Origin of the sequence: Exiguobacterium sp. s101, from assembly GCF_018617835.1 — a bacterium.
Taxonomy (GTDB): Bacteria; Bacillota; Bacilli; order Exiguobacteriales; family Exiguobacteriaceae; genus Exiguobacterium; species Exiguobacterium marinum.
The window spans coordinates 239,810-262,077 of sequence record NZ_JACSKX010000001.1 but is presented as its reverse complement, the minus strand read 5'-3'; the positions used below and the strand labels follow the sequence as shown (position 1 = coordinate 262,077).

The window sequence follows — 22,268 nt, the reverse complement described above, 5'->3', positions numbered from 1 at the left end:
ATGCCAAAACGACCAGATATTCAGAAAATCCTCGTAATCGGATCAGGACCGATTGTAATCGGACAAGCAGCGGAGTTTGATTATGCTGGTACACAGGCATGTCTTGCCTTGAAAGAAGAAGGCTATGAAGTCATTCTCGTCAACTCGAATCCTGCAACAATCATGACGGATCCGACGACAGCGGACCGTGTCTACATCGAACCGCTCGAACCAGAATTCGTCGAGCGGATTATCCGGCAAGAACGTCCCGATGCACTTCTGGCGACGCTAGGAGGACAAACAGGTTTGAACTTGGCATTTGAACTCGACAAACGGGGTGTCTTACGTGATTGTGGCGTGGAACTTCTCGGGACGAAACTGTCTGCGATCGTTCAGGCGGAGGACCGGGAACAGTTCCGTAACTTGATGTTTGAACTCGGTCACGGTGTACCTGAAAGTGAGATCGTCCATACGCTCGAGTCTGCTTGGGGATTTGCGGAACGGATTGGGTATCCGATCATCATCCGACCTGCGTACACGCTCGGGGGAACCGGTGGAGGGATTGCCCATGACCGGGAATCGTTCGAGCAAATCGTCGAATCTGGACTAAAAGCGAGTCCTGTGACGCAAGTCTTGTTAGAGAAATCGATTGCCGGGATGAAAGAAGTCGAGTTCGAGGTGATGCGTGACTCGAGTGACCAAGCCATCATCGTCTGTGCGATGGAAAACTTTGACCCGGTCGGAATCCACACCGGTGACTCGATTGTGTTCGCCCCGACTCAGACGCTGTCAGATCGGGATTACCAGATGCTACGTAGCGTCTCGCTCGACATCATTCGGGCACTTGGGATTGAGGGAGGATGCAACATCCAATTCGCCCTCGACCCAGACAGCTTCACGTACTACGTCATCGAGGTGAATCCACGTGTTTCCCGAAGTTCGGCGCTCGCTTCAAAAGCGACAGGCTATCCGATTGCCAAACTCGCTGCAAAGGTCGCTGTCGGCTACAAGTTATCAGAATTGAAAAACCCGGTCACAGAGACGAGCTACGCCTCGTTCGAACCGGCGCTCGATTACGTCGTCGCCAAAATCCCACGTTTCGCTTTCGATAAGTTTGAGTCCGCGGATCGCCGCTTAGGCACACAAATGAAGGCGACGGGTGAGGTCATGGCCATCGGTCGAAATTTAGAAGAGGCACTGTTAAAAGCGGTACGTTCGCTCGAACTGGGCACGGAAGAACTCTATGTTCCACAACTTCAAGCATTAGACACAGAACAGCTCGAGAATGGACTCATCCATCCGACAGACGAGCGTTTGTTCATCGTATATGAGGCCCTTCGTCGCGGATACACGGTAGAAGCGCTACACCAACTGACAAAAATCGATCGATTCTACTTACACAAACTGAGTCGGATTTGGCAAGTTGAGCAACAACTCGTCGCGGAGCCGTTAACGTCAGAACGTTTATTCGATGTGAAACGCCTCGGATTCAGTGATGTGGCAATCGCCCGCATGCTCTCGATGGATACAGAAGCGGTTCGCACGAAACGGAAAGAATGGAACATACGTCCCGTCTATAAGATGGTCGATACGTGCGCGGCCGAGTTCGCTTCTGAGACGCCATACTTCTATGGAACGTATGAAGTGGAGAATGAAGCGGTCAAGACAGACCGGGAGTCCATCCTCGTCCTCGGGTCGGGACCGATTCGAATCGGTCAAGGTGTCGAATTCGACTATGCGACCGTTCACTCGATCCAAACAATTCGAGATGCGGGTTACGAAGCAATCATCATCAACAACAATCCAGAAACGGTCTCGACGGACTTCTCCATCTCCGATCGATTGTATTTCGAGCCGTTGACGACAGAAGATGTATTAGAGGTCATCGAGAACGAGAATCCTCTTGGTGTCATCGTCCAATTCGGTGGGCAGACTGCCATCAATTTGGCGGCATCGCTAGAAGCGAACGGCGTAAAGATTCTTGGGACGGCTCTGGAAGATATCGACCGTGCCGAAGACCGGAAGGCGTTTGAAGCCACATTGTCCGCTGAGCGATTGGCTCAACCACCAGGGAAGACAGCGACAAATGTGGAAGAGGCCGTCGTTTGTGCGAATGAACTCGGCTATCCGGTACTCGTCCGACCATCGTATGTCCTCGGTGGACGGGCGATGGAAATCGTTTATGAACAGTCTGAGCTTGAGCGGTACATGCGACATGCGGTCATCGCCTCGAAAGATCGACCGGTACTCATCGATCGCTATTTGACAGGAATTGAGATTGAAGTCGATGCGATCTGTGACGGGACGGACGTCTACATCCCGGGGATCATGGAGCATATCGAACGTGCCGGCGTACACTCGGGCGATTCGATTGCCGTCTATCCGCCACAACGTCTCAGTGGCGAATTGAAGCAAAAAGTCGTCGACTATACGATCAAATTGGCGAAAGCATTCCGAATCAAAGGGCTTCTCAATATCCAGTTCGTCTATGCGGACGACCTATACGTCATCGAGGTGAACCCACGTGCGAGTCGTACCGTGCCGTTCATCTCGAAAGTGACAGGTTTACCGGTCGCACGAATCGCGACTCAGACGATTCTTGGGACGAGCTTGAAAGAACTCGGTCTCGGGACGGGCATTCATCCAGAGTCAGACGGTATCTCGGTCAAAGTACCAGTCTTCTCGTTTGCGAAATTGAAAGAGGTAGACCCATCGCTCGGACCAGAGATGAAGTCGACAGGGGAAGTTATGGCGACAGACCGGACGCTCGAAAAAGCGCTCTACAAAGGGCTCGTCGCAGCAGGGATGAACATCGCCTTGAAAGGGAACGTCCTCATGACGATTGCCGATCATGATAAGGATGAGGCCATCGCCTTGGCGAAACGTTTCGACCGTCTCGGTTTCCGCCTCATGGCAACGAGTGGGACGGCAGACGGTCTCGAAGCGGAACAGATGCGTGTTCGTCGAGTCGGCAAAATTCAAGAAGATGGTGAGACGATGCTCAGCGTGATCGAGCGAGGAGACGTCGACTTGATTATCAATACGACGAGTCGTGATGCCTTCGTCACAAAAGATGGCTTCTTGATTCGGCGTATGGCTGCAGAACAAGGCACGCTCTGCCTCACATCGCTCGATACAGCCGAAGCCTTGTTACAAGTCATTGAAAGTCTATCGTTCCAAACGGTCAGCATTCCGGCGTTCACAAAGTTCGGGGTGATGGTATGAAACGTGACGTGACAATTGTCAGCAACCGTCAAATCGCCAGAGCGACGATGGAGATGAAAGTACATTGCCCCGGGGTGGAGATCGCCCCTGGGACGTTCTTTCATATCAAGACGTCCGGCTTGTTACGTCGGCCGTTGTCAGTGGCGAACGTCGAAGGAGACGAAATCACCTTCATATATAAAGTGATTGGGGAAGGAACATCTGAATTAGCTGCTAAGCGTGTTGGGGACACGTTGGACGTTCTTGGTCCACTCGGAAACGGATTTCCACTTGCACAACATGGAAAGCGGGTCGTCCTCGTCGGTGGTGGCATTGGGGTCCCACCCCTATACTACGTCAGACGTCGACTACATGATATGGGGATCGAGACGATTGCGATTCTCGGGTTTGATTCACAAGAAAGTGTCTTTTATGAAGACGCATTTCGTGAACTTGGTGAGACCATCATCACGACAGTAGACGGCAGTCACGGGGAGCCTGGATTCGTCACGAGACCACTTGCACGCGTCGAAGCGGACGTGTTGTTTAGTTGTGGGCCGGAAGCCATGTTAAAGGCAGTCGCCGTTTCACCCATTCCTGAACGATTTATCTCGATTGAGAATCGGATGGGCTGCGGGATTGGCGCCTGTTTTGCCTGCGTCTGTCAGGCACCGGAGGGTTATGTGAAAGTCTGTAGTGACGGTCCGGTATTCAATGCGGAAGAGGTGCTGTTATGAGATTGAATGTCGAGTTACCAGGTCTTCATTTAAAAAACCCGATCATTCCGGCTTCGGGATGTTTCGGATTCGGTGAAGAGTTTGCAAAACTGTATGATCTCTCCATCTTAGGAGGCATCATGATTAAGGCAGCGACGGAGGAATCGAGGTTCGGAAATCCGACCCCACGTGTCGCCGAGACTGCACAAGGCATGCTCAATGCGATCGGTCTTCAAAATCCAGGCGTCGATGCAATCATCGAAGAGAAATTGCCATTCCTCTCGACGTTCGATACGGAAATCATCGCCAATGTCGCCGGTTCGACGCCGGGTGAGTATGTAGAAGTCGCTCGTCGAATCAGTGCAGACCCGACCATTAAAGCGGTCGAATTGAACATCTCGTGTCCGAACGTGAAATGTGGGGGCATGCAGTTTGGGACGGACCCGGTGATGGCTGCAGAACTCACAAAACTCGTCAAAGCGGCTTCGAGTAAGCCGGTCTATGTCAAGCTGTCCCCGAACGTCACGTCGATTACCGACATGGCACGAGCGGTCGAGGCGGCCGGTGCGGACGGATTGACGATGATTAACACGCTCGTCGGGATGCGAATCGATATCGAAACGGGGCGACCGATTTTAGCGAACCGAATCGGCGGATTATCCGGTCCAGCCATCAAACCGGTAGCCGTCCGAATGGTATATGAGGTCGCGCAAGCGGTCAATATTCCGATTATCGCCATGGGTGGGGTTCGAACGGTCGACGATGTGCTTGAATTCATCTACGCTGGGGCGTCAGCCGTCGCGGTCGGAACGGCAAACTTTGAGAATCCATACGTCTGTCAGGAAATCATTGATGCGCTACCGGCACGACTTGATGCACTCGGAATCGAACATATTTTGGATGTGAGGGGGAAGGCTTATGCACAACTTGTATCTCGCCCTTGACGTGGAGACACGAGAAGAAGCATTTCACTTGTTACAACCGTTCCCGAACCGACCGGCTGTCAAAGTCGGGATGGAACTTTTCTATCGGGAAGGCGCACGATTTGTGGAAGAGTTGGTCGACCGCGGTTACCCGGTCTTTCTTGATGTGAAAGTACATGATATCCCGGAGACGGCACGTCGTACGATGTGTCAAATCGGAAAACTTGGGGTGGCTGTGACGAACGTCCACACACTAGGTGGCGAAAAGATGATGCGTTATGCGTTAGACGGGTTACGCCAGGCAAGTGATACGACTCGTTTGATTGGGGTGACACAATTGACGTCGACAGATGAACGAATGATGCAGACGGAACTAGGAATCGCAGGACGACTCGATCAAGCTGTCATCCGCCAAGCGACCCTCGCCAAACAGGCTGAACTCGACGGGGTAGTCGCGTCTGTCCAAGAAGCGAAGATGATTCATCAGGAACTCGGGGACGCGTTTATGACCGTCACGCCAGGTATCCGACTCGGTGAAACCGATGATGATCAAGTACGGGTCGCGACACCGAGTGAAGCTAGGCTGGCTGGTGTCCACTCGATTGTCGTCGGGCGACCGATTACACGTGCGACCGATCCGGTTACCATGTACGAACAATTCATGATGGAATGGGGACAAACGTATGAAACAAATTGCTGAAGCACTATTACAGATTGAAGCTGTCACACTTTCGCCGACCGAGCCATATACATGGTCGAGCGGGCTAAAGAGTCCGATTTATTGCGACAATCGGTTGACACTCAGTTATCCTGAAGTTCGTCAGGTGATCATCGATAAGTTGGTGAAGTCGATTACCCCTACACAGGTTGATGTCATCGCAGGCACAGCTACGGCCGGTATTCCTCACGGGGCATTGCTCGCTGACCGACTTGGTCTTCCTTTCATCTATGTTCGTTCGAGTGCGAAAGGACATGGAAAGGGAAATCAAATCGAGGGGAAACTCGATATAGGCGCACGCGTGCTCGTCATCGAGGACTTGTTGTCGACAGGGATGTCAAGTATCGATGCAGCGAAAGCGATTCTTGAAGCGGGTAGTAAGGTCGTTGGGATTCAAGCCATCTTCTCTTACGAATTGCCGATTCTCGAAAAAAATCTAGCCGCGGCAAACCTTTCTGCCGAGTCATTGACGACATTCTCAGAATTAATTGAAGTTGCAGAAACGAAAGGAATCCTCAACCGTTCGGAACTTAATTCTTTACGTGAGTGGCAGCAAGACCCCCGTGCTTGGAGCGATTTGGTCACCTCTTAAGAATCCACCCTCGGGCGGATTCTTTTTCGATTCGGCATATGTCATACTTCATGGTAAAATAACGGAAGTGATTCAAAAAGGAGAGGCATATGGCGTATTCAAGAAGCAAAGAGAAGACATGGAGCGCACGGTTTCGTGCGATTCCGAAACACCGTAAAATCGCCTTCGGTCTTGTCTTGACCATCATCCCAACGCTGTTTTTCGTGAATTTATTTGTATTCAGCCATTTATTAGCGTTAGGAGACCAATACGAAGACCGATATCAAATGAAAAAGTTGCGACTCGAAACGAATCATGGCAACGTCGAATTTGTGCGAAGTCCAAATGAAAAAGTTCAGATTGAAGTGATGCAAACGAACTCAAAAGAACGACGAATCAAAGTCAAATCAGTCGGAGATACCATTTACGTTGTCGAGAGATATGGATGGTTCAGTTATGTCGGTAGCCGTGCGAGTGATGAACCTTCACGCTACAAGATACGTGTCTCGTTACCGAGCTCTATGACATCTGTTCACCTTGAGGCTGAGCAAGTGACCGGACAAGGATTGAATGCGAAGACGATTGTGATGGATGCGAATGCGGTGAATTTGAAACAAATCGATAGCGACCGTCTGCGAATCGAATCAAAAAGTGATACGACGATCGAGTCGGCAAGGCTCGTGAGCGGGGTCATTCGTTCTTATCGCCATGCGACCGTCAGTGACGTCGTCGTCAATCAGGCGATGACCATTCAAACGGAAGCGGGAACGCTCAGTTATACGCCAAAACATGCGACCGGGCAAGTGAACGTGACGACAGCGGGGAAGGTTACAAGCAGCGACCGTTATGAGGAAGTCGAGCCGGGTGTCTATCAATTGTCTACCTCGAATCGACCAGTCGTGGAGTTGATTTCTGAAACAGGGAAGGTCGATTTGAAATGAATGGAAAACGATACATCCCGAAAGTCGGGCTTCGTACGTTAAAGACTGGTATTGCCGTTTCGATTACCGTCGCTATCTCATGGTATGTATTTGGAATTTATTCTGGAATGGGGGCCATCGCAGCCGTTGTTGCGATGCAACCGACGGTCAAACGTTCCTCAAATATTGTATTCAGCCGAATCTTTGGAACGGTAGTCGGTCTCATGTGCGGACTCTTTATCGTTTACTTATTCGGCGTCAATCCGCTATCAATCGGATTGGCCGTTATCGTGGCCCTCACGCTCAATACGACGTTTGATAAGACACATATGTCGACATATGCGGCATTTGCCATCGTCATGATGCTCGAAAGTCCGACTTCTGATTTCTTTCATTACGCATGGACGCGTTCGTTATTGACGGCAGTCGGAGTGTTCGTCTCACTTGGCGTCAACTATGCGTTTTTGCCGCCTCGTTATGAAGATCGGTTATTAAATGAGGTACGAAAGACTTCATCCTTCCTGTTTCATCATTGGCGCGAACTCGTCGGCTCACCGGCTGAACTATTGGAGACGCGAGCCCGTATTCTAGGGCATCAAGAGTTGCATATGATGCTTCAAGAGGATATGAAAGTGACGAACGTTAAATTGAAATATATGACGATTAAACAGTACCGATTATTGATTCACCTTGAAGACAAACTCGTATTGTTACTAGAAAGTTTAGCCGAACATCGAGAAGCGCTTTTAATGATGAGTGAGGAAGAACGACAAGCGTTCGAATCCGAATTTTTATATTTACTGGCACACCATCACGATATTCTATATACATGTGACAAGCCCTATTCGCTCTTCAAACTTCCACATGAAGATTTATCCGTTTCAGAAATTTTACATGGGCATTTGCTCGATTATCATGAACAGCTCGAGGCGTTTAAGCATGATCCGAAAATCTGAACTCTATACGTAGAAGACCCGCCATGATGATGACGGGTCCAGCTTGTTGACAAATAACATGTTCGAACTCGTCCTTCCGGCGCCCACGCTTACTGTAGGAGTCGGGGCTCCGTCGGGCGAGCAACGCAAACGGTCGTCATCTGGCGGCCGTTTGTCTTTTCTAAGGCCACGACGGCAGAAGAAAAAGCTCGATACTTACTTCGAATCGATGTATCAGGGGGAAGGGAAGCTAGACGTCGAGCCCGCCCGTCATCGACCCCGAGATCATCCGCCTCGGGCCGCTATTCAACATCCGTTCCGTTCGTCAGACCGCGAAGGATGGATCGTGTCGACTTGTTGATCATTTGATCCGCCCCTGTGTGTTCTTATCACACCATTATATGGGACGAAGGATAAAAGGTGACCAAGAACGGGCAGGCGAGACTCCTGAGGGAATAGCAAGCAAAGGGAGACCAGCAGTGACGCAGTCGCGATGCGGCTCCCTGCTTGCCCCTAGGAAAGCGAGCCGTGTTCGGATTGGGCATAACACCTATACTTTGTTTATAGTCTGGGCCCGCCATCATCATGGCGGGTTTTCTTGTTTACGACTGTTTCAGTGACTTCATCACTTGTTCATCTGGTGTCACGTAGACGGTCTGTTGATCCGTATAGATGACGAATCCTGGTTTTGCACCGCTCGGTTTTTTCACGAAGCGGGCGCGCGTATAATCGACAGGGACGCCGCTTGACGCACGAGCTTTCGAGAAATAAGCGGCGACTGATGCGGCTTCAAGAAGCGTCGTCTCATCCGGTTCCATCGAACGGATGATGACGTGTGAGCCCGGGATATCTTTAACGTGTAGCCAAATTTCATCACGTCGTGCGAACTTGAACGTCAAATGGTCGTTTTGCGTATTGTTCTTCCCGACATAAAATTCCGTGCCGGTCGATGACGTGTACGCTTCAAGCGAAATTTTCGGATTCGCTTTTTTCTTTTGACGTTTTTGACGAATGTATCCTTCTTCAGTGAGCTCTTCACGAATCTCAAGAATGTCGGAAGGGGAGGCGACGTCGAGTTGTGCGATGAGCGTCTCTAAATACTCGATTTCCGCATCGTTTAGTTCGAGTTGCTTCTGTACTTCCACCTTTGCGATTTTTAGCTTGTTGTACTTTTTATAGTACTGCTGAGCATTCTCGTTCGGTGTTTTGAGCGGGTTGAGCGGAATCGAGAGGGTCGCACCATTCTCGTCATAATAATCAACGACTTCGGCAACACGCATCCCTTTCTCCAATTGGAACAGATATGTCGTCAACAACTCACCGTATTTTTGTAACTCATCCGCTCGCTCCGTCGCTTTCAAATCATCCAAGAGGCGGCGGCGTTTCAATTGATTCTTTTCGAGTTCTGATTTTAAGAGACGTTCGACATCGTGCGCTTGTTGTCTGACGCGGTCCCGGTTCGCCTTTTCATAGTAGAAACGGTCGAGCACTTCTTTACTCGATTCATACGTTTCCTCGGTTTCGATGTCTCCAGCTGTCAACGCAATCGGAGCGAATCGTTCTTTTCCACTCACGAGTTGTTGAAAGACGTATGGTCCGTCGAGTTGACGTAGAACGTTCTCGAACGCTTGCTGCAAGGAATCACGGTTCGGCATCTTCGTGAGATGGACGACTTCTTGAGCGATTTGAGGGCTGACGCCTGCGAACGTGGCGACAATTTGTTTATCCAACTTACCGGCATTCCAATCGATGCGCTTCAATCCTTCCGTCATTTCTGTCAACGGATCAAACTTGTTTTGTTCAGGCGGGAGTAGATAGTCACTTCCTGGCATGATTGTCCGGTACGTATTTTGTGAAGGGGGAAGATGTTTGATTGCATCTAAAATCTTGCCCTCTTCCGTCGTCAAGACGACGTTCGAGTGGCGCCCCATCAGTTCGATGTATATTTTCTTCGATTCTTCATCGCCGAGCTCATTACGAGAGTGAACCGAAATGACGATGACGCGGTCCCGTCCGATTTGTTCGACCGCCGTGATGAATCCGCCTTCTATATGCTTACGAAGCATCATGCAAAACATCGGTGGTTCTTGCGGATTTTTAATCGGTGTATCCGTCAATTGGAGACGGGCATACATTGCGTTTGCTGATATGAGTAGTTGCGCGTTCTGTCGATTCGAGCGAATCTGTAGCATCAAGTCGAGTGAATACGGTTGATGTACTTTGTTGACTCGTCCTCCGACGAGCGATTGTAATTCTTTTACGACACGATATGTCATTAATCCATCATAAGCCAATGATCTCATCACCTTTGTTCATTTTCTGTCTCTACGTTATCAGAAAAACAGAAAATATGGTACGATGGAGTAGGAAATCCGAACTTCTTCTTGCCGGAACAATTGATTGACTGCTATTATAATTAAATGTGATGTTAGAAGATGGAGGGCTTGCAGTGAATTTTAAAGAACGAGGATTATTAATCGTTTTGTCTGGACCAAGCGGTGTCGGTAAAGGAACCGTTTGTCGTGCTCTTCGTGAGGAAGAGGACAACAACCTTAAATATTCGGTGTCGGCTACGACTCGAAAGCCACGTGAAGGGGAAGTTGAGGGAATACATTACTTTTTTAAATCGAGAGAAGAGTTCGAACGGATGATCGAACAAAAAGAACTGCTTGAACATGCCGAATTTGTCGGCAACTATTACGGGACGCCTGTAGAGTGGGTGCGTGAAACGCTCGAAAACGGCCAAGATGTCATTCTTGAAATTGAGGTGCAAGGGGCGTTCCAAGTGAAGGAACTTCTCCCGGAAGCCGTCTTTTTATTCTTGGCACCACCTAGCCTTCAAGAGCTCCGTAATCGTCTCATCGGACGGGGAACAGAGTCAGAAGAAGTCATCAAGCAACGCCTGCTCGTCGCGCGTGAGGAAATCGAGTTGATGGATGCCTATGACTACGTCGTCACGAACGACGAGGTCGACAAAGCCATCGATCGAATTAAAGCGATCGTGACAGCTGAGCATTGTAAACGTGAACGTGTTGCGTCACTCTATAAAAAAGCTATGATGGAGGTCATTTAATGTTATACCCTTCGATTGATGCCTTACAACGTGTTATCCCGTCAAAATACACGATCGTTACGGTCGCTGCAAAACGGGCGCGTCAGATTCAAGATGGAAAAGCACCGAAAGTCGCCGAGCCAAAATCATATAAGCCGGTCGGTCAAGCGTTAGAAGAACTATTTTCGGGTGATACGACAATCATCGTGAACGAAAAAAACAACGGATGAAGTGTGACCCAAGTCGTTTGCGACTTGGGTCTCATTGTCTATAAGGGGGAGTTTGGGAATGGTGAAGGATCGTACTATTTTGTTATGTGTGAGTGGTGGCATCGCGGCTTATAAAGCGTGTTCGCTCACATCGAAATTGGTTCAAGCCGGAGCGAATGTTCACGTCGCGATGACAAAGTCAGCAGAACAATTCGTGGGTCAGGCGACCTTCCAGGCACTCAGTCGAAACCCGGTCTATACGGACGTATTCGAAGAACATGACCCGACAAAAATTGCCCATATCGATGTGGTCGACTCGAGCGACTTGATCGTCGTGGCTCCAGCAACGGCAAACACCATTGCGAAATTAGCGAACGGGATTGCCGACGACTTCATCACGACGTCGATTTTGGCGGCGAAGTGTCCAGTTATCGTCTCACCGGCGATGAATGTGAATATGCTCGAACATCCTGCGACGCAGCGAAACATCGAGACGTTGAAATCATACGGCTATCAGTTGATTGAGCCCGGCGTCGGCAATTTGGCATGTGGTTGGATTGGCGGTGGACGTCTACCTGAACCTGAAGATTTGGTTCGCATCATCGAGAGTCAGTTCGTTCCGAAACTATATATGGGGAAAGAAGTATTGATCACGGCTGGTCCAACTGTCGAACGCATCGATCCGGTCCGTTACTTATCAAACGACTCATCTGGAAAAATGGGTGTAGCGCTCGCTGAAGTGGCACGTGACATGGGCGCCCGCGTCACACTCGTCCACGGTCCTCTTCAAGTCCCGGTCCCAGACGGTGTGAAGGCCATTCCGGTCGAGTCGAGTGAAGAGATGCTTCGAGAAGTGACGAGCCGCTTCGAGTTGCTCGACCTCGTTGTGAAGTCGGCAGCGGTCGCGGACTATCGCCCGAAAAATGTTTATTCAGAAAAACATAAAAAGGTTCACGGTCCGCTCACAATCGAACTTGAAGAAACGACAGACATTTTAAAGACACTTGGTGAACAGAAGACCCATCAAGTGTTGGTCGGCTTTGCGGCAGAGACGGAACGACTTGAGGAGCATGCGGCAGCCAAACTGAAGCGAAAGAATGTCGATTTCCTCGTTGCTAACGATGTATCTGGCAGTGACATCGGATTCGGTGCGGACGACAATGAGGTCGTCTTGTTTAGCGGGGACGGATCGATTCTTAAGTTGCCGAAACAATCGAAAAAAGAGTTGGCCTTCGAGTTGCTCACATATTTTAAGGAAGCGGTCCGATGATTGCACATGTTCATGTCGATGCGCCGGTGATCACGATTGATCGCCCGTTTGATTATGAAGTACCCGAACAGTTTGAGACGTTGATTGAACCAGGTATGCGTGTATCGGTTCCGTTCGGGTCACGACGTTTACTCGGAATCGTCGTCGGAATGTCAGACGGGACGAGAGAAGGATTGAAACCGTTAGAAGCCTTGTTAGATGAGGAATCCTCACTCACGGAAGAATTACTCGACCTGTCAATCCATGTGAAAGAGACGACGCTTTGCTTTCGGTCATCCGCTCTTCTTGCGATGCTCCCGGCTGCGCTCAAGGTCAGCTATGACAAAGAAATCAAAGAAGGTCAGGTCCCAGACGGTGTCCGTTTAGGAACGCATCTGTCTGAATATCCGAAAGACGTACAATCGCTCATCCTCGGGCTAGCTAAAAAGGGGAAATTGACTCTTGCACCTGTCTTGAAAGAAAAGAAAACGGTCAAAACCGATGTCCTTGTCGAGCTACTCGATTCGACTGTCGTCTCGAAACGTGCGAAAAAGCAACTCGAGGCAATCCGTCAGCTTGAAGAGACTCCTCGTATGTATTGGTCCGCGCTTCGACAAATCGGATTGACCCGTCCGCAGCTACAAAAGCTCGCGGACTTAGGTGCAGTTCGATTGACCGAGGTAGAATTGAATCGTGATCCGTACGCGACGATTGAACAAGTCAAAGAAACGGTCCAATTAAATGACAGTCAGGCGAGAGCGGTCCAGGCCATCCATGAGGCGGACGCGGGCGAGACACTTCTCGTCCATGGTGTGACGGGGAGTGGGAAGACTGAGGTCTATTTAGAATCAATCGGACAAGTCATCGATGAAGGGAAACAGGCGATCTTACTCGTCCCTGAGATCAGCTTGACCCCGATGATGGTGAAACGGTTTAAGCGACGGTTCGGTGACCGGGTCGCAGTGTTACACAGTGCACTTTCAAAAGGTGAGAAGTATGATGAGTGGCGAAAAATCAAACGTCGTGAAGTCGACGTCGTCGTCGGCGCACGTTCTGCCATCTTTGCCCCGCTCGACCGACTTGGTCTGATCATATTAGATGAAGAGCACGAGACGACGTACAAGCAAGAAGAGAATCCGCGCTATCATGCGCGTGATGTCGCCATTTGGCGGGCGCGGTATCATGGGTGTCCGGTCGTATTAGGCAGTGCGACCCCATCACTTGAATCGTATGCTAGAGCACAAAAAGGTGTCTACCGCTATTTACATTTGAAAGAGCGGTATGGTGGCGAGATGCCGCCGGTCCACATCATCGATATGCGTCGTGAGCTGGCCAAGGGCAATACGACAATGTTCTCGGAAGAATTGTTTAACGGCATCCTCGACCGAATCGAGAAAAAAGAGCAGTGCGTTATTTTGCTAAATCGTCGCGGGTTTACTACATTCGTCATGTGCCGTGATTGTGGAGAAGGGATGACATGTCCGCATTGCGCCGTCAATTTAACGTATCATCAACATGGAGACCGGTTGAAGTGTCATTATTGCGGCTACGAGGTAGGTATGCCATCGACGTGTCCGTCATGTAGCAGTAAGAAAATCAAACAGTTCGGGTCAGGCACTCAAAAAATCGAGACAGAATTACTGAACCGAATTCCAGAGGCGCGCATCATTCGTATGGATCAAGATACGACGTCACGAAAAGGTTCACATGAGCAATTGTTGCGCCGTTTCGAAGAAGGAGAGGCTGATATTTTACTCGGCACGCAGATGATCGCAAAAGGACTCGACTTCCCGAACGTCACACTCGTCGGGGTGCTCGCAGCGGATGCGACGCTCGGAATGCCTGATTTTCGGGCGACCGAACGTACCTTCCAGCTCGTCACACAAGTGGCAGGACGTGCGGGACGGGGAAAACTTCCAGGTGAAGCATTCGTCCAAACGTATAATCCTGACCATTATGTTATTGAAACAGCGAGTGAACATGATTATGAGTCGTTTTTTGCCAAAGAGATGGGTCTAAGGCAAGTCGGAAATCATCCTCCGTATTGGTTTTTGACGCTCGTCACGTTTTCGGCGGAAAATCCGCTTGTCGCCAAGAATGAGGCGGAATTGTTCGCATCCGACTTTTTACAAGCGCAAGTGGAAAACAGCCGCTTGAACGGTCCAATGCCTGCGCCTTTGTCAAAGCTGAAGAACGCGTATCGCTATCAAGTGTTTATAAAAACGAAGCAACCCGAAGCGCTCTATGTGGAGCTGGCACGATTACAGCAAGCGAGAGCAAAAGCGATCAGTAAGAAAGAATATCAAATGAGTATCGATGTGAACCCATACGTATTCATGTGAGGTGGAGAGACATGTATAAAGTAGTAGAAGTACCAAATGAAATTTTACGCGTGACGTGCGAACCAGTGACAAAGTTCGATAAAAAGTTACGTCAAACGGTCGACCGTTTATTCGATACAATGTATGAGTATGATGGAGTCGGTGTCGCGGCACCGCAAGTCAATTTGAATCAGCGACTTGCGGTCGTCCATACAGACGATGAGACGGGACCGCTCGTCTTGATCAATCCGGAAATCATTGAGACGTCAGGTCGAGAAGTCGGACTTGAAGGATGTTTAAGTATCCCGGGTGAATTCGGATTCGTGGAACGACATGAATCGATTGTCGTCAAAAATCAGGACTTGAAAGGACGTACTTATACGGTTAAAGCGAATGGCTTTTTTGCCCGTGCGATTCAACATGAGATGGACCATCTGGACGGCGTCTTGTTCACAGACAAGCTCGCGGTGCCTAATTCCGGGAAGGACAAACGCATCGTCTTCATGGGAACACCGACCTTTGCTGTATCTGTACTTGAGCGACTGCTTGAAGAAGGATACAATGTCGTAGGTGTCGTTTCTCAGCCCGACAAACCGGTCGGACGAAAACGTGAGCTGAAGCCGACGCCTGTAAAAGAATGTGCCCTTCGTCATGGGATTCCGGTTCTACAGCCCGAGAAAGTTCGAACAGATTATGCAGAGATTTTAGAGTTACGCCCAGACCTCATCGTCACAGCGGCGTACGGACAAATCGTTCCGACTGGATTACTCGAGGCACCGCCAAACGGAGCCATCAATGTCCATGCCTCTCTTCTTCCAAAATACCGCGGAGGTGCACCGATTCATCAAGCGATCCTCGATGGTGAGTCTGAGACGGGTGTGACGATCATGTATATGGTCGACAAGTTGGACGCAGGTGATATGATTGCCAATACGATTGTACCGATTAAAGAAACGGATACAGTCGGATCATTGTTTGATAAACTAGCTGTAGCAGGCAGTGACCTGCTCATTCGCACCCTTCCGGCCTTCTTGGAAGGATGGATTGAAGCAGTCCCTCAAGATGAACGTGAGGTAACATTTGCGCCAAATATCAGCCGTGAGCGGGAACAGATTGACTGGACGATGGACGGGGAAGCCATATACAACCATATTCGAGGTATGAATCCCTTCCCGACTGCCTATTCTACGCTGGACGGAGAACGGGTGAAGTTGTTCATGGGAGAAAAAACGACCGGCACAGGACAACCTGGAGAAGTTATTCGTCTCGAAGAAGACGGATTTGTCGTGGCGACCGGAAACGATGTTGCAATCAAAGTGACGGATTTGCAACCGGCCGGTAAAAAACGAATGGATGGTGCGACCTTTATGCGTGGCGCCGGACAGAAGCTACGTGTTGGCGACCGATTAGGAGGAAATCATGAACGTACGTGAAGCAGCGCTTGATACGCTGATGAAAATTGAACAGGGCGGCGCGTACTCTACGATTGCCGTCAATGACACATTGAAACAAAAAAAGGTGACCCCTAAAGATGTCGGCCTTTATACAGAACTCGTTTACGGGACACTAAGCCGTAAGGGAACACTCGATTACATTTTAAAAGATCGCATTCGTTCCCCGAAGAAGCTCGATAAGTTCGTCATCCCGCTACTTCGAATGAGTGTGTATCAACTCTTTTATCTCGATAAAGTACCGGACCGAGCCGTCCTACATGAAGCGGTCGAAATCGCGAAGAAACGGGGGCATCATCTCGGAACGAGTAAGTTTGTGAACGGGGTGTTACGTAACGTGCTCCGTGAAGGGTTTCCGGACTTCAGTGGCTTGACCGACGCGGAAAGGATTTCAATCGAGCATAGTCACCCGGAATGGCTCGTCGCAGACTGGATTGACTTGTATGGAGTCGAGACGGCAGAGGCGATTTGTCAATTGAACAACGAACCTGCTCCTGTAACGGTTCGGGTCAACCGCAAACGTATTACGGTAGATGAGATGATGAACAAATTGGCTGACGCAGGTGTTCTGACGTCGCGGTCTGAACTATCCATCGATGGATTAGTAGTAGAGTCCGGAAACGTCCATTCGACCTCATTCATCGAGGAAGGCCTTTTGTCGATTCAAGATGAGAGTTCGATGATTGTCGCAGATGCTCTCGGTGTTTCGACAAATGATCATATTTTGGACGCGTGTGCCGCCCCTGGTGGGAAGGCGATGCATACGGCCGAGCGAATGGAAAATGGGTCGCTCACCGCACTAGATTTACATCCACATAAAGCAAAGTTGATCGACCAGCAAGCCAAACGTTTACACATCAATGGAGTGACCGCACTTGCCCTTGATGCTCGTTTAGCAGGTGAACGGTTTGAACGAGAGAGCTTTGATCGGATTCTTTTAGACGTTCCGTGTTCAGGACTCGGCGTCATTCGCAGGAAGCCGGATATTAAATGGACGAAGGATAAGACCCAGCTTGAAAACTTACCAAAGATCCAACGACAAATCATCGATGCCGTATTGCCACTGCTCAAACCAGGTGGTACGCTAGTTTACTCGACATGTACGATCGACCCGTCTGAAAATGAGATACAGGCTGACTACATTCTGTCGAAAGGATTGGCGTGGGACGAAACGCTCAAAGGACGTCTCCCGCAATCTGTTCGTCCGATCATGGAATCGGACCGTGCTGAACTAAAATTATTACCGACGACATTCGGTACCGACGGCTTCTATATTGCCGCATTTAAGAAAGAGGTATAAAACAATGAATCCAAAAGCAGTTGAAAAGAATCCACTCGTAGGCGCAAAGCCGTCACTCTATTCGTTGACGTTTCCTGAACTCGAGGCATGGGTTATCGAAGCAGGAGAAAAGTCATTCCGAGCGAAACAGTTATATGACTGGATGTACGTCAAACGTGTCATAACTTTCGACGATATGACGAACGTCCCGAAAGCGCTTCGCGACAAACTTGAAGCATCCTTCCAATTGACGACATTAAAAGAATTGGTCAAACAAGAATCACAGGACGGTACAATCAAGTTCCTATTTGAATTACAAGACGGTTATTCGATTGAAACGGTTCTCATGCGTCACGAATACGGAAACTCAGTTTGTGTCACGACACAAGTCGGATGTCGCATCGGATGTACGTTCTGTGCGTCCACACTCGGTGGATTGAAACGAAATTTAGAAGCCGGTGAAATCACGGCGCAGGTTCTCGACGTGCAGCGTGCATTAGACGCAACAGGAGAGCGTGTCGACTCGGTCGTCGTCATGGGAATCGGCGAGCCGTTCGACAACTACGATGAGTTGATGCGTTTCTTACGTACGGTCAACCATGACAACGGGCTCAACATCGGAGCGCGTCATATCACGGTATCAACAAGTGGGATCGTTCCTAAAATTTATAAGTTTGCCGATGAAGGAATGCGAATCAACTTCGCCATCTCGCTTCACGCGCCAACGACTGAATTGCGCACCAAGCTCATGCCAATCAACCGTGCCTTTGACTTAGACAAGTTGATGGATTCTGTCCGTTATTACACGGAAAAGAGCGGTCGTCGGATCACGTTTGAATATGGACTCTTCGGTGGCGTAAATGATACGGAAGAGTATGCCCATCTTTTAGCGGACCTATTGAAAGGAATCAAATGTCACGTCAACTTGATCCCCGTCAACCATGTACTCGAACGTGATTACGTACGGACACCACGAGCTCAAATCTTCGCCTTTGAAAAAGTGCTCAAAGACCGCAACGTGAACGTAACGATTCGCCGCGAGCAAGGATCGGATATCGATGCCGCTTGTGGACAGCTTCGAGCGAAGGAGCGCGAACAAGAAACGAGGTAATCAGATAGATGGAATTAGCATTTCGAACAGATCGCGGACAAGTACGCACACAAAATGAAGATGCAGTTTTAATCTTAGGCGATACCTTATCAGGAATTGCGCTAGTTGCAGACGGGATGGGTGGACATGCAGCGGGAGAGGTCGCGAGTCAAATCGTGATTGAAGAGTTTCGACGTGCTTTCCCGTCGCTCCCTCAAACTCCTGTCGAAATCGAACGATGGTTCCGCCATCACATCGACCTGGCGAATGAACAAGTACTACAATTTGCGAAGCAATCCGATCTCGTCATGATGGGAACGACTGTAGCGGCCGTTTGTTGGAGCAGGGAGACGGTTGTGATTGTCCATATTGGAGATAGTCGTGTCTATGCGCTCCAAGCGAACGAATTGAGACGTCTTACGGAAGACCATTCTTACGTCAACGTGCTCAAACAGCTCGGTGAATTGACGGAAGAAGAGATGCGGATTCATCCGAAACGAAATGTCATCACTCGGGCGATCGGTTCAAGCGAACAGGTCAAACCTGACGTGCAAGTGCTCGCTGACCCTGAGTTTGATGTGATTTTAATTTGTACGGATGGATTGACGACACATATGACCGATGGGGCGATTCAACACGTTTTACAACAAGCTGTATCGGCTGAACAAAAAGCTGAACAACTCATTGCGGAAGCCAATCAATTGGGAGGGAGCGACAACATCACGGTCGCCCTCATTCAATTTACAGATAGAAAGAGAGGATGAATCCGATGCGAAGCGGAGAACGAATCAACGATCGTTATCGGATCGAACAACAAATCGGCAGCGGAGGCATGGCAAATGTCTACCGAGCTCATGACGAGATCTTAAACCGAACCGTCGCCATCAAGGTGTTGCGATCTGAATTCTCACATAACGAACAATTTATACGCCGGTTCGAGCGAGAAGCCCATGCGGCTACGAGTCTGAACCATCCGAATATCGTCGCCATCTATGACGTCGGCGATGAAGAAGATTTGTACTATATCGTCATGGAGCATGTCGATGGGGTGACATTGAAACAATATTTGCAAGAGGAGTACATATCTGTCGATGAGGCACTGCGTATCATGGGACAGATTTGTGATGCTATAGATCATGCCCATGCGAACCGAATCATTCATCGTGATATCAAACCACAAAATATGATGATTGATCAACTTGGAAACGTGAAGGTGACCGATTTCGGGATTGCGGTTGCGATGTCGAATGCGACGTTGACGCATACGATGTCGGTACTTGGATCTGTCCACTATTTCTCGCCTGAACAGGCACGTGGTAAATTTGCTGATGAGAAGTCAGATATTTATTCGCTCGGTGCCGTCCTTTATGAGCTGTTGACAGGTCGTGTGCCGTTCATAGGAGAGACACCGGTTGCCGTTGCGCTTCAACATCTGCAGGATGATCCAATTCGACCGATGGACTTGAATCCGAATATTCCCCAAGCACTTGAAAACTGTGTCATGCAAGCGTTGGCGAAGTCACCGGGTGCCCGTCATACTTCGGTTGCAGCCTTCAAGAAAGATTGTATGACCGCATTGAGTCGTGAACGTGCCGATGAACCGAGACGTCTCCCAACCAATCAGGATGAGTTCGACAAAACGCTCGTCATGACACCAATCATGACTGAAGAAAAAATGGAAACACCTGGATCAACATCTTCAATTTCTGCATCAAAAGAACAGGAAGCTGAAGAACAGCCACTGGTCAAAAAGAAGAAGCGTAAATGGTGGATTTGGATTTTGCTCGTCGTGTCATTAATTGGTGGTGGTATCGCAGCATACGTGGTCGCTGATGAGGTGTCACGTGCCGTCGTACCTGATGTTGTCGGAATGAGCATCGGTGATGCCACGTCTGAACTTGAAAACGCAGGCTTTGTCGTCGAAGTGACAGAGCGGGCGAGTGATGACGTCAAAGAAGGTGAGGTCATTTCGCAAAACCCTCAAGAAGGACGTAAACCGAAACGAGGCACGACGGTGTCAATTGTCGTTTCTGCCGGTAAAGAGACGGTCGAGATGCCGAATGTGGAAGGACTGTCGCAAACTGCGGCTGAACGAATGCTAAAAGACTTGGCGTTCAGTGACCTTGAAATTAAAACAGAGGCTTCAGAAACGGTCGACAATGGAGATGTTATTTCCCAATCGCTCGAACCAGGTGAAGAGGTCGTGCCGTCCGAAGTAACGGTCACGCTCGTCGTATCGACAGGAAGCAACAAAGTGGAACTGTCGAATCTTGCCGGGTACACGTTCGAGGAAGCATCGACCTATGCTGAGCAAAACAAACTGAAAATTGTGAGACGTGATGAATTTTCGACAAGTGTTCCAAAAGGTCAAATCATCCGCCAACTTCCGACGGCAGGGACTGCAGTTGACCCTGGTACAGAACTCACAGTCATCGTCTCAGAGGGCGTTGAACCGACCGATGTTTCGATTGAACGAGAAGTCAGTGTCGAAGTCGAGCAACCGGATAAAGACAAAAAACCGAAAGCGGTCGAAGTCGTCATTCGTACGGTCGATGCACGTGGTGAAATTGAAGTATTACGAGATGAAATCACAGAAACAACAACGTATTCGTATACGCTCGTCATTGCCCCCAACGAAGTCGGGACAGCAACGATTGAAGTTGATGGTGAGATCGTCCGAACCGATTCAGTCACATATGCGCAAGCCAAAGAGGCACAATAAAGAGGTGACGGTAGCGTCACCTCTTTTTAAAGGAGGTAGTCATATTGAAAGGAACGATTATTCGCTTACAGGGTGGATTTTATGATGTCATGACCGAATCGAATCAAGAGATTCGGTGTCGCGCCAGAGGAAACTTTCGGAAACGTAACATCTCGCCTGTAGTTGGTGACGATGTAGTGATTCAAGACCAAGAGGATGGGACCGGCTATATTCTTGAAGTAGAGGAGCGTCAGAACCATCTCGTCCGACCGCCGATTGCCAACATCGATCAAGCATTTCTCCTCTTTTCAGTAAAAGAGCCAGCATTTTCCTATCATTTACTTGATCGATTCCTCATTCTGATTGAGTCAAAACAGATCCATCCGATCATCGTCTTGACGAAGATGGACTTGCTGAGTGAAACAGAAACCGGACCGATTCAAGAGGCTGCGGATTGCTATCGTGCAATCGGATATGATGTGATTGAGACGTCAACGGAGCTTTCGGATGGAGTCGAGCAAGTACGGAGACTCTTTAAAGGGAAGACGAGTGTCTTCGCCGGGCAGACGGGCGTCGGAAAAAGTTCGCTACTGAATGCAGTCGCACCAGAACTCGAGTTAGCAACCGGTAAAATCTCCAAGTCGCTCGGTCGGGGGAAGCATACGACGCGTCATGTGACGTTGATTCAATTGGCGGACGGACTAGTAGCAGATACACCGGGATTTTCGAGTTTGGAGTTTCCACAGGAACTCGAGACTGATGAGCTCAGATGGTGTTTCCCGGAGTTTGTCGAACGACACGACGATTGCAAGTTCCGAGGATGTGTTCACATCAACGAACCAGGCTGCGCCATTAAACAAGCCGTTCAAGATGGTAAAATTGCTTCAACTCGCTACAATAATTATGTTACCTTTATGGAAGAGTTAAATGATCGAAAACGGAGGTATTGA

19 protein-coding genes are annotated in these 22,268 nt (G+C 49.3%); 18 read left to right on the top strand and 1 reads right to left on the bottom strand.

The genetic code is table 11. The features are described from left to right. The 8 genes from carB to KNO76_RS01305 all read left to right on the top strand — a co-directional run bounded on the left by carB (position 1) and on the right by KNO76_RS01305 (position 8,327). Complete coding sequence (gene carB / locus KNO76_RS01340; protein WP_214881671.1) at positions 1–3,204, top strand: carbamoyl-phosphate synthase large subunit; 3,204 nt, start codon at positions 1–3, stop codon at positions 3,202–3,204. After that, positions 3,201–3,920, top strand: a complete 720-nt coding sequence (locus KNO76_RS01335; protein ID WP_214881655.1) for a dihydroorotate dehydrogenase electron transfer subunit — start codon at positions 3,201–3,203, stop codon at positions 3,918–3,920. The genes carB and KNO76_RS01335 overlap by 4 nt, the downstream gene beginning before the upstream one ends. After that, positions 3,917–4,843, top strand: coding sequence for a dihydroorotate dehydrogenase (locus KNO76_RS01330; protein ID WP_214881652.1), 927 nt, complete (start codon positions 3,917–3,919; stop codon positions 4,841–4,843). The genes KNO76_RS01335 and KNO76_RS01330 overlap by 4 nt, the downstream gene beginning before the upstream one ends. Continuing rightward, positions 4,818–5,522 carry an orotidine-5'-phosphate decarboxylase gene (gene pyrF / locus KNO76_RS01325; protein ID WP_214881649.1) on the top strand — a complete coding sequence of 235 codons (705 nt, stop codon included), beginning with the start codon at positions 4,818–4,820 and terminating at the stop codon, positions 5,520–5,522. The genes KNO76_RS01330 and pyrF overlap by 26 nt, the downstream gene beginning before the upstream one ends. Next, positions 5,506–6,132, top strand: coding sequence for an orotate phosphoribosyltransferase (gene pyrE / locus KNO76_RS01320; RefSeq protein ID WP_026826300.1), 627 nt, complete (start codon positions 5,506–5,508; stop codon positions 6,130–6,132). The genes pyrF and pyrE overlap by 17 nt, the downstream gene beginning before the upstream one ends. An 89-nt stretch (positions 6,133–6,221) precedes the next feature. Beyond that, positions 6,222–7,052, top strand: coding sequence for a hypothetical protein (locus KNO76_RS01315; RefSeq protein WP_214797870.1), 831 nt, complete (start codon positions 6,222–6,224; stop codon positions 7,050–7,052). Continuing rightward, positions 7,049–7,987 carry an FUSC family protein gene (locus KNO76_RS01310; protein ID WP_214881646.1) on the top strand — a complete coding sequence of 313 codons (939 nt, stop codon included), beginning with the start codon at positions 7,049–7,051 and terminating at the stop codon, positions 7,985–7,987. Before KNO76_RS01315 ends, KNO76_RS01310 begins: the two co-directional genes overlap by 4 nt. Positions 7,988–8,030: 43 nt before the next feature. After that, a complete protein-coding gene (locus KNO76_RS01305; RefSeq protein WP_214881643.1) occupies positions 8,031–8,327 on the top strand; it encodes a hypothetical protein in 297 nt (98 codons plus the stop codon). Positions 8,328–8,568: 241 nt separating this feature from the next. On the opposite strand, the gene KNO76_RS01300 is transcribed toward KNO76_RS01305, so the two are convergent. Then, positions 8,569–10,260 (bottom strand): Rqc2 family fibronectin-binding protein, encoded by a 1,692-nt coding sequence (locus tag KNO76_RS01300; RefSeq protein WP_214881640.1) that lies wholly within the window; start codon positions 10,258–10,260, stop codon positions 8,569–8,571. Positions 10,261–10,391: 131 nt separating this feature from the next. On the opposite strand from KNO76_RS01300, the gene gmk reads away from it, so the two are divergent. Genes gmk through rsgA form a run of 10 tightly spaced genes read left to right on the top strand, consistent with a single transcriptional unit; the run spans position 10,392 to position 22,268 of the window. Next, complete coding sequence (gene gmk, locus KNO76_RS01295; protein ID WP_214702267.1) at positions 10,392–11,039, top strand: guanylate kinase; 648 nt, start codon at positions 10,392–10,394, stop codon at positions 11,037–11,039. Next, positions 11,039–11,248: a DNA-directed RNA polymerase subunit omega gene (rpoZ, locus tag KNO76_RS01290; RefSeq protein WP_026826295.1), complete on the top strand. Its 210-nt coding sequence runs from the start codon at positions 11,039–11,041 to the stop codon at positions 11,246–11,248. Before gmk ends, rpoZ begins: the two co-directional genes overlap by 1 nt. Before the next feature lie 58 nt (positions 11,249–11,306). Further along, a complete protein-coding gene (gene coaBC / locus KNO76_RS01285; protein WP_214702266.1) occupies positions 11,307–12,497 on the top strand; it encodes a bifunctional phosphopantothenoylcysteine decarboxylase/phosphopantothenate--cysteine ligase CoaBC in 1,191 nt (396 codons plus the stop codon). Then, entirely contained in the window at positions 12,494–14,818 is a 2,325-nt protein-coding gene (gene priA, locus KNO76_RS01280; RefSeq protein WP_214881637.1) for a primosomal protein N', read from the top strand. Before coaBC ends, priA begins: the two co-directional genes overlap by 4 nt. A gap of 11 nt (positions 14,819–14,829) precedes the next feature. Further along, positions 14,830–16,230, top strand: coding sequence for a methionyl-tRNA formyltransferase (fmt, locus tag KNO76_RS01275; RefSeq protein ID WP_214881634.1), 1,401 nt, complete (start codon positions 14,830–14,832; stop codon positions 16,228–16,230). Continuing rightward, positions 16,217–17,548, top strand: a complete 1,332-nt coding sequence (rsmB, locus tag KNO76_RS01270; protein WP_214881631.1) for a 16S rRNA (cytosine(967)-C(5))-methyltransferase RsmB — start codon at positions 16,217–16,219, stop codon at positions 17,546–17,548. The genes fmt and rsmB overlap by 14 nt, the downstream gene beginning before the upstream one ends. Before the next feature lie 4 nt (positions 17,549–17,552). Next, positions 17,553–18,638: a dual-specificity RNA methyltransferase RlmN gene (gene rlmN / locus KNO76_RS01265; RefSeq protein WP_026826291.1), complete on the top strand. Its 1,086-nt coding sequence runs from the start codon at positions 17,553–17,555 to the stop codon at positions 18,636–18,638. Between the two features lie 8 nt (positions 18,639–18,646). Next, positions 18,647–19,381 carry a Stp1/IreP family PP2C-type Ser/Thr phosphatase gene (locus KNO76_RS01260; protein WP_026826290.1) on the top strand — a complete coding sequence of 245 codons (735 nt, stop codon included), beginning with the start codon at positions 18,647–18,649 and terminating at the stop codon, positions 19,379–19,381. Between the two features lie 5 nt (positions 19,382–19,386). After that, positions 19,387–21,339 carry a Stk1 family PASTA domain-containing Ser/Thr kinase gene (gene pknB / locus KNO76_RS01255; RefSeq protein ID WP_214881628.1) on the top strand — a complete coding sequence of 651 codons (1,953 nt, stop codon included), beginning with the start codon at positions 19,387–19,389 and terminating at the stop codon, positions 21,337–21,339. A 41-nt stretch (positions 21,340–21,380) separates the two neighbouring features. Continuing rightward, a complete protein-coding gene (gene rsgA / locus KNO76_RS01250; RefSeq protein WP_214882006.1) occupies positions 21,381–22,268 on the top strand; it encodes a ribosome small subunit-dependent GTPase A in 888 nt (295 codons plus the stop codon).